This window comes from Gracilibacillus pellucidus (genome assembly GCF_033949965.1).
In the GTDB taxonomy this organism is placed as follows: domain Bacteria; phylum Bacillota; class Bacilli; order Bacillales; family Amphibacillaceae; genus Gracilibacillus; species Gracilibacillus pellucidus.
The window spans coordinates 695282-703943 of sequence record NZ_JAWZSR010000001.1 but is presented as its reverse complement, the minus strand read 5'-3'; the positions used below and the strand labels follow the sequence as shown (position 1 = coordinate 703943).

Here is an 8662-nt window from a genome sequence, read left to right as displayed (position 1 = left end):
GATCCATTTTCATGAAGTGGTCTTCTTCATGAAAATTAGCTGAAGCCGTACCCGCGGAAAGCGTAGTGGTTTGTCGGAGCTTTATACCAGCGCTCATTCTCAATAGAGTGGAAGAAAGCTTATCTACAGATAGACTATCGCTTTTAGACAACGAGAACCACCGTACTAGAGTAAAATGATTATACTTTCTTAATCCAAATAAAAAAAGAGGGGCATTTGCCTCCTCTTTTTTACATGATATCTAAGTATATTTTCTTGTTAGATTTCATTCCAGCTGCGTAAACAACTGTTCTTATTGATTTAGCAATGCGACCATTTTTTCCGATTACCTTTCCAACGTCGTCTGCATGTACCCCAAGGTGATAAACAACTTTATTGTCTTCTTCTTGTTCGGACACAACGACTGCTTCTGGGTGATCAACTAATGGTTCTACAATTGTTTCAATCAATGATTTCATCGAATCACATCACTTTATTATTGATTTTTTGATTCGTGGAATTTCTTCATGATGCCTTCGTTTGAGAACAAGTTACGTACCGTATCACTTGGTTTCGCACCTTTTGTCATCCAATCAAGTGCTTTATTTTCATCTAATTTCACTTCAACCGGAGTAACTACCGGGTTATATGTTCCAATTTGTTCGATAATACGTCCATCACGTGGAGAACGAGAATCTGCAACTACGATACGATAGAATGGATTTCTTTTAGAACCCATACGCTTTAAGCGAATTTTTACTGCCATTATTAACACCTCCATATAAATATCTCACACAAGATAAGATTGTATCAGATTTTTTTTAGTCTGTAAAGGGTTTTTACCTTACATAAACGGAAAATTAAATCCTTTTGATTTTTTGCCCTTTTTACCCTTCTTACCTTGTTGCATATTTGTCATTTGTTTCATCATTTTCTTCATTTCTTCAAACTGTTTCAATAAACGGTTAACCTCTGATACAGAACGACCTGAACCCTTAGCGATTCGCTTTCTTCGCCCTGCATTAATCACACTAGGATCTTGTCGTTCCGCTGCTGTCATTGATTGAATAATTGCTTCTACATGAGAAATTTGTTTTTCATCAAAGTCGACATTTTTTAGGCCCTTCATTTTATTCGCACCTGGAATCATGTCAATCAACTCATCTAATGGCCCCATATTTTTCACTTGACCCATTTGTTCAAGGAAATCATCGAATGTAAAGGAAGCTGAACGCATTTTTTCTTCTAATTCTTTCGCACGTTTTTCATCAACATTCTCTTGAGCCTTCTCAATGAGTGATAATACATCCCCCATACCTAAAATACGAGATGCCATTCGTTCAGGGTGGAACACTTCTAGCTCATCTAGCTTTTCTCCCATACCGGCAAATTTAATTGGCTTTTCTGTAACTGCCTTAATAGAAAGCGCCGCACCACCACGAGTATCACCATCTAATTTCGTTAAAACAACACCTGATATGTCTAATTGCTCATTAAAGCTTTCTGCGACGTTCACTGCGTCTTGACCAGTCATCGAATCGACAACTAAAAATACCTCATCTGGGTTTACATCTTGCTTGATTTGAACTAATTCATCCATTAGTTCATTATCAACATGAAGTCGCCCAGCTGTATCAATAAGTACATAGTCAAGGTGTTCTTCCTTCGCATGTTTCAATGCGTTATTAGCAATATCTACAGGACTTGCTTCAGTCCCTTCAGAATATACAGGCATATTTAATTGTTTACCTAGCGTTTCTAACTGATCAATGGCCGCTGGACGGTACACGTCAGCAGCTACTAATAATGGCTTACGATTGAATTTTTTTCGTAATAAATTTGCTAACTTACCGGTTGTTGTCGTTTTACCTGCACCTTGTAAACCAACCATCATAATCACTGTTGGTGGCTTATCTGCTACAGCAATTTTACTTTCATCGCCACCCATTAAAGTAGTTAGTTCTTCTTTTACGACTTTAATAACTTGTTGACCTGGTGTTAAACTTTCCATCACTTCTTGGCCAACTGCACGTTCTTTAACCTTCTTCACAAAGTCTTTTACTACCTTAAAGTTTACGTCAGCTTCTAATAATGCTAGTCGAACTTCACGTGTCATTTCCTTTACATCTTGCTCGGAAACTTTACCTTTACCTTTAATTTTTTTGATAGTATTTTGTAGGCGGTCGGCTAACCCTTCAAATGCCATACAATTCGCCCCCTATTCGATTTCAATTAACTTTTCAATCTTTTCTTGCCATACTTGACTTTTCTCTTCTTTGGCTACTGTTAGTAATTCTTGTAGCAAAGCTTGACGACTTAAAAATTTTCCATAGAGACCAAGCTTTTCTTCATATTCTTCCAACATATGCTCTGTCCTCCGAATATTATCATATATTGCTTGGCGTGATACATTAGATGTTTCTGAAATTTCTCCAAGAGAAAAATCCTCTACATAATACATCTCCATATAATTTCGTTGCTTATCTGTAAGCAATTGCTGATAAAAATCATAAAGAGCGTTTATCCTTGTCGTTTTTTCTAACATAATAAGGACACCTCGTTAAGTAAAATTCCTTTACACTACAGTCTAATCATCTATACAAGTAACTGTCAAGTGACATGATTATTCTTCCTCTAACAAATCAGCAAATAACCCATAGACAAATGCATTAGGATCAAATGTTTGCAGGTCTGTCATTTTCTCACCTAGACCTACTAATTTCACTGGTAAATCAAGTTCATTGCGGATTGCTAACACAATACCACCTTTTGCAGTGCCATCAAGCTTCGTTAGTACGATACCTGAAACATCCGTTGCTTCTGAAAATGTTTTAGCCTGGCTTAATGCATTTTGACCTGTAGTAGCATCTAATACTAACAATACTTCATGAGGCGCATTTGGCACTTCACGTTCAATTACACGTTTTACTTTGGCTAGCTCATTCATCAAATTCACTTTATTTTGCAAACGTCCTGCCGTGTCACAAAGCAAAACATCTGCATTACGAGACTTAGCAGCCTGAATCCCGTCATAAATAACAGCTGCGGGATCACTACCTTCATTATGTTTAATTACATCAACACCTACACGGTCTCCCCATTCATTTAACTGCTGAATAGCTCCAGCACGGAATGTATCTCCTGCTGTTAGCAGAACTTCTTTTCCTTCTGACTTTAATTGATGTGCAAGCTTTCCAATAGTGGTAGTTTTACCAACACCATTTACACCTACAAAAAGAATAACAGTTAGTTCATCCTTTTGCATATTTAATGCGGTGTTCTCTGTTGTTTCATCTTCACCTTTGTAAATTTCCACTAACTTTTCTGAGATTACATCTTTTACTTCTGCAGTATCTTTAATATTTCGACGTTTTACTTCCATTTGTAATTCTTCAATTAAATCCATTACCGTTGTTACACCGACATCTGCAGCGATTAATACTTCTTCCAAATCTTCGAAAAAGTCCTCATCCACTTTGCGGTATCTCGCAACAAGATCATTTATTTTCTCAGAAAAAGACTTTCTTGTTTTACTCAAACCATCTTTATACTTATCTGATACTTCTTCTTGCTCTTTCGGTGTTCCTTGAAATTTTTCTTTTAATTTTTTCAAAAAGCTCATAAAAATGCCTCCTTATATGGACGTTTTTCCATTGTCATTGTTTGGTTATGCTTCTAGCAATTCTGGTGCTTCTTCTAGTTTGACAGAAACTAGACGAGAAACTCCAGCTTCCTGCATAGTGACACCGTATAGCACATCTGCTTCTTCCATCGTTCCTTTACGGTGTGTGATCACAATAAACTGTGTATCATTGCTATAATGACGTAAATATTGAGCAAACCTTGTCACATTCGCTTCATCTAGCGCAGCCTCTACCTCGTCAAGTACACAGAAGGGAACAGGTCGCACACGTAAAATGGCAAACAATAATGCAATTGCCGTTAATGCTCTCTCCCCACCAGAAAGCAAGCCTAATTGTTGCAATTTCTTTCCTGGTGGCTGTGCGATGATATCTACCCCCGTTTCTAAAAGTTTATCAGGTTCTGTTAATTTTAACTCTGCATGTCCGCCACCGAATAATCGCTTAAACACGACCGTAAACTCTTCCTTAATTTGTGAGAACGTCTCGTTAAATTTCCTTGTCATTTCCTCATCCATTTCTGCAATGATTTCATATAAAGTACGTTTCGCTTCAACTAAATCACTTTGTTGACTAGTAAGGAACTCATAGCGCTCACTTATACGATCATATTCGTCTATCGCTCCTAGATTTACCGTACCTAATTCTTCAATGGATTTTTTAATCAGTTTTACTTGTTCTTTTGCTGTCTCTACGTTCTCTGGTTGCGGATATTGAGAGCTTGCTTTTTCAAATGTCATGCTATATTCATTTTCAAGCTTTGTCAGTCTATTCTCTAGTTCGATATCAAGTCTACTTCGATCAATTTCAATTGCTTGTACTTCTTCTTGCAATTGGTACTCTTCTTTTTTTGCTGATTTAATGGATTCGTCTAGTGTTGTTACTTTTTGTTGTGCTTCCACTCTACTATCACGTATTTCTTGAACAGTTTGTTGTAAGGCAGTCTTGTCCTGACGTTTTTTTTCAATTGCTTGATCAATTTCCGCTTCCGTTTGCTGACCTTCCTTAATAGCAATCAATTGCTCTAATTGTTTTTGTTTGGCTGTTATTGTCTCTTCTACTTCTGCAATTTCTGTTTCTATTTTAGCGATCTTCTCTTTTTGGCTTGCTCGTTTACTTCTTAACTCTGCTTGTTCTACTTGTAATGCTTGTAGTTTTTGCTTTAATTGATCCTCTTCGGCTTCAAAATTCTGATGTTGATCGGTTAATTTTGCAATTTTCTCATCCAATTCTGTAATCGAAGTATGCAACTGTTTGAGATCTTGTTCTAATTGCTGTTTTTGTTCAATCAATTGCTTGCGATCTTCTTCTTGCTGTAATTTATCTTGATCATGAATAGATAAACGATCATTTAAATGATCTAACGATAGTTTCCATTCTTTATAGTTACTTAAAGATTCTTGATACGTATTGCGAGCTCCCTCTAATTCTTTATAATAACTATCCTTATCTACTTGCAATTTTTCTAGTAATTGTTTTTGATTCTTTATTTGTTCTTCGTAGTCTTCTACACGAGCTTGATATTCTTTGTATTTTTGCGTTAAACTTTTCAATTCTCTATCTCTCGTAAATAATGACTGGTTATTTTTCTTCTTAGCCCCACCAGACATAGATCCTCCTGGATTGACTACATCCCCGTCAAGTGTCACCACACGATATCTTCGACCAGTCTTAGCCGCAAATTGGTTAGCCGCCGTAAGTGATTTTGCTATAATAACATTTCCTAACAATGCTTCCATGACAGGCTTATATGTTGAATCAAAACGAATCAAGTCTACTGCTACTCCAACAAATTCTTCCTCTTCTGCAAGCATCTGTGTTAAATGAGAAGGGATATGTTTAGATTTCATCGCATCAATTGGTAAAAAGGTTGCTCTACCTTTGTTTGTTTTTTTCAACCAACCGATAGCTGCTCGTGCAGCTTTTTCATTATCTACGACAATATGTTGTGCTTGTGCACCTAATGCGGTTTCCATCGCATCCACTAATTGATCATCAAATTCGATTAGTTCTGGAATTGCCCCATGAATACCTGTCAATGTATGCTGAACTCTTGCTTTTAGCACTTCTTTTACACCGTAGTAAAATCCTTGGAAATCTTCTTTTAAATCTTCTAGCATTTCTTTTTTAGATTTAAGATTTTCCACCATTTGATAGCCTTTAAATAATTTTTGTTGCATATCATCCAGTAATTTAGACTCAACAGATATTTGACGCTCCAATTTTTCATGTTCTGTTTGATGAGTATGTAGCTGTTTCTCGGCATCTTTGTACTGCTTTTCTGCTACATTAACAGATTGTTTTAACTGCTCACGTTCTTGATGAAGATCCTGCCACTTAGACGATTGCACATGTTCTTTTCCTTCTATTCGTTCTAATTGCTTGCTAATGGAATTATTTTCGTTACGTTTAGCTGCTTGTTCATTTAATAGATCGATATAGTCACTCTTAAGTGTTTCAATATCTTCTTCTAGCGTATTTTTTCCTTTTTCAAGATTTTCTTGTAGCTGTTTTATTTGAGTTACTAATGCTTGATGCTTATCATTATATCGCTTCAAAATTTCTTGTTCTTCAGCTAAGGTACGAGAAGATGTCTCTCTTTTTTCTTTACTTTCTTTGATTTCTTCCTCTAACTTATCTTTATTCTCTTGAAAATGTTGGAATCGCTCATGATAGATCTTTTTGTTTCCTTCTAGACTCTCTAATTCCTGCGTTTCTAAAAGTAATGATTCTTGTAAATCAGCAATTTGATCATCCATTTTTTGAATAGTTGTTTTTAACTCATCATTTTCCGCTTCTTGTTTAACAATCCAATTCTGATGCTTCTGTAATGATTGCGTTTTAATGGCAATTTGTTTTTTCGCGTCTTGCCACTTTTGATTTAATTCTTCTATCTCTTTCGCCAACAAACCTACTTCTACATTTGTTAATCGGTCTTTTTGCGCTAAATATTCCTTCGCAATGGATGCTTGCTCTTTTAATGGCTCTAACTGCCCGTCAATTTCATATATAATATCTTCCACACGGTTTAAATTTTCTTGTGTTTCTGCTAATTTATATTCTGCTTGTTTTTTTCTTTTTTTATATTTCAAAACTCCTGCAGCTTCTTCGAAAATAACACGGCGTTCCTCTGACTTCGAGCTTAAGATTTCTTCGACTTTACCTTGACTAATAATCGAAAAAGCCTCTCTACCTAAACCTGAGTCAATAAAAAGCTCTGTTATGTCTTTTAAGCGGCATGGTTGTTTGTTCATTAAATATTCACTTTCACCAGAGCGATATACTCGGCGCGTTATACTAATTTCTTGATAATCAACCGGCAACGCGTTATCTGAATTGTCCAATGTCAGTGTTACTTCCGCTACATTTAACGGTTTACGTGTATCACTTCCTTGAAAGATAATGTCTTCCATTTTGGAGCCACGTAGTGATTTAGCTGATTGTTCGCCCAGTACCCAACGGATAGCATCTGTAATATTACTTTTCCCACTTCCATTTGGCCCTACAACTGCTGTAACACCCGAAACAAATTCTATTTTTACTCTTTCTGCAAACGACTTAAAACCGATTGTATCTAATTGCTTTAAATACATGCTTAAAACTCCTATTTTATTATCATCTAACAAGGCTGGAACGGAATATATTGCTACTTGATCGTTAGTCAAAGGAAAAATAGGCAATATTTCCACATAATCATTTATTGTTATCTCTACCTTGATTTTTAATTAATCCTTGCATTTCAACTAATTTATTTTATCATAAAGAATAGAGTAAGAGAAGAAAGTTTGTAAGAAAAGCACGACAAGAATAGCTCAACGCCAACTTATTATTTTCTTATTTTTCCAAATCATTAAAAATCGGAGGTATATGGATGAATTTAGAAGTGAAATCGGAAGAAAATTTAGCTCATATTATTAACGAAATGGCAAGAATCATGCAAGTCGTCAATGGTGCTATTATGGATCCAGCTGACTACAGCATCGATCATTATGATGAACTAAAATCTCTACATGATTTATTACAACAAAAAGGTAAGCTAACTGTTGCAGAAACACAGGCATTTATCGCAGAGCTGAAGGAATATCGAAAATAACGTAAAACACTTCATATGCTAATTAGTAAGCGAAACTTTCATTAGCGCCAAACGTAAAAAAACACCTCACTCCTCTATTCGTAGAGGGAGTGAGGTGTTTTTTAACGGAACATAGAGTCTAAAGCTTGTTTAGCTGCTCTCTGTTCTGCTTCTTTTTTCGTGCGACCTATACCTTTTCCAACTGTCTTCCCGTTAATGGTAACAACAGAGAAAAATTCACGATCATGGGCAGGGCCTTTCTCATCGACAATATCGTATTCGACCAATCTATTTTTGGATTGTTGAGCCGTTTCTTGCAGTTGACTCTTATAATCCATCGTATGAGAAAAAGCACCGGTTGTAATTTCAGGATATACATACGATCTTAGGAAAGTTATCACTTTATCATAGCCTTGATCCAAGTATAACGCTCCGATAAAGGCTTCAAAAACATCAGCCAATAATGCCGGACGGTTTCTACCACCAGTCATTTCCTCACCTTTACCTAATAAAACGTACTTACTAAAATCAAGACTTTCTGCAAATCTAACTAACGCTGGTTCACAAACAATGGAAGCTCTTAGCTTTGTAAGATCACCTTCTGCTAATTCTGCATATTCGCGATAAAGGTATTGAGAAACCCCTAACTCTAATACTGCATCTCCTAAAAACTCTAACCTTTCATTATCCGTTAACTTCTTCTTCCGGTGCTCATTCACATAAGATGAATGAGTAAAGGCTTGCCTTAATAATTGCTCGTTTTGAAAAACAATACCTAGTTTGTCTTGAAGTTCTTTAAAATCTGACATATTCTTCACCTACCAACATGAAATCAATCATTGTCATTATTATATAGGAAACCTCTTAGATCGCCAACCCTTATTTATTCATATCCACATAATCTGTTATCTCATTTACTTCCATTATGTCACACTATAATAGATTATATATAAGATAAACCCGTTTCCAT

Annotated in this window: 8 protein-coding genes; 1 reads left to right on the top strand and 7 read right to left on the bottom strand. The window is 36.0% G+C overall.

The features are described from left to right. Positions 1-230: 230 nt before the first annotated feature. From SH601_RS03435 to smc, 6 genes are all read right to left on the bottom strand, one after another. A complete protein-coding gene (locus tag SH601_RS03435) occupies positions 231-458 on the bottom strand; it encodes a KH domain-containing protein (RefSeq protein WP_319956826.1) in 228 nt (75 codons plus the stop codon). Between the two features lie 17 nt (positions 459-475). Continuing rightward, positions 476-745, bottom strand: coding sequence for a 30S ribosomal protein S16 (rpsP, locus tag SH601_RS03430; protein ID WP_319956825.1), 270 nt, complete (start codon positions 743-745; stop codon positions 476-478). Between the two features lie 78 nt (positions 746-823). Beyond that, positions 824-2185, bottom strand: coding sequence for a signal recognition particle protein (gene ffh / locus SH601_RS03425; protein WP_319956824.1), 1362 nt, complete (start codon positions 2183-2185; stop codon positions 824-826). 12 nt (positions 2186-2197) lie between these two features. Beyond that, complete coding sequence (locus SH601_RS03420; protein WP_319956823.1) at positions 2198-2524, bottom strand: putative DNA-binding protein; 327 nt, start codon at positions 2522-2524, stop codon at positions 2198-2200. Positions 2525-2602: 78 nt separating this feature from the next. Continuing rightward, on the bottom strand, positions 2603-3601 hold the full coding sequence (ftsY, locus tag SH601_RS03415) for a signal recognition particle-docking protein FtsY (protein WP_319956822.1): 999 nt from the start codon (positions 3599-3601) through the stop codon (positions 2603-2605). A gap of 45 nt (positions 3602-3646) precedes the next feature. Further along, positions 3647-7213, bottom strand: a complete 3567-nt coding sequence (gene smc / locus SH601_RS03410) for a chromosome segregation protein SMC (protein ID WP_319956821.1) — start codon at positions 7211-7213, stop codon at positions 3647-3649. Between the two features lie 278 nt (positions 7214-7491). Between smc and SH601_RS03405 the strand changes: the two genes are divergently transcribed. Beyond that, positions 7492-7713, top strand: a complete 222-nt coding sequence (locus tag SH601_RS03405; protein ID WP_319956820.1) for a DUF1128 domain-containing protein — start codon at positions 7492-7494, stop codon at positions 7711-7713. A 101-nt stretch (positions 7714-7814) separates the two neighbouring features. Here SH601_RS03405 and rnc read toward each other — a convergent pair whose 3' ends face one another. Further along, positions 7815-8501, bottom strand: coding sequence for a ribonuclease III (gene rnc, locus SH601_RS03400; RefSeq protein WP_319956819.1), 687 nt, complete (start codon positions 8499-8501; stop codon positions 7815-7817). Positions 8502-8662 lie beyond the last annotated feature (161 nt).

What these genes read in the sequence shown, in the direction of transcription:
- SH601_RS03435 (WP_319956826.1), bottom strand. Translation starts at nt 458, where the DNA reads ATGAAATCATTGATTGAAACAATTGTAGAACCATTAGTTGATCACCCA.
- rpsP (WP_319956825.1), bottom strand. Translation starts at nt 745, where the DNA reads ATGGCAGTAAAAATTCGCTTAAAGCGTATGGGTTCTAAAAGAAATCCA.
- ffh (WP_319956824.1), bottom strand. Translation starts at nt 2,185, where the DNA reads ATGGCATTTGAAGGGTTAGCCGACCGCCTACAAAATACTATCAAAAAA.
- SH601_RS03420 (WP_319956823.1), bottom strand. Translation starts at nt 2,524, where the DNA reads ATGTTAGAAAAAACGACAAGGATAAACGCTCTTTATGATTTTTATCAG.
- ftsY (WP_319956822.1), bottom strand. Translation starts at nt 3,601, where the DNA reads ATGAGCTTTTTGAAAAAATTAAAAGAAAAATTTCAAGGAACACCGAAA.
- smc (WP_319956821.1), bottom strand. Translation starts at nt 7,213, where the DNA reads ATGTATTTAAAGCAATTAGATACAATCGGTTTTAAGTCGTTTGCAGAA.
- SH601_RS03405 (WP_319956820.1), top strand. Translation starts at nt 7,492, where the DNA reads ATGAATTTAGAAGTGAAATCGGAAGAAAATTTAGCTCATATTATTAAC.
- rnc (WP_319956819.1), bottom strand. Translation starts at nt 8,501, where the DNA reads ATGTCAGATTTTAAAGAACTTCAAGACAAACTAGGTATTGTTTTTCAA.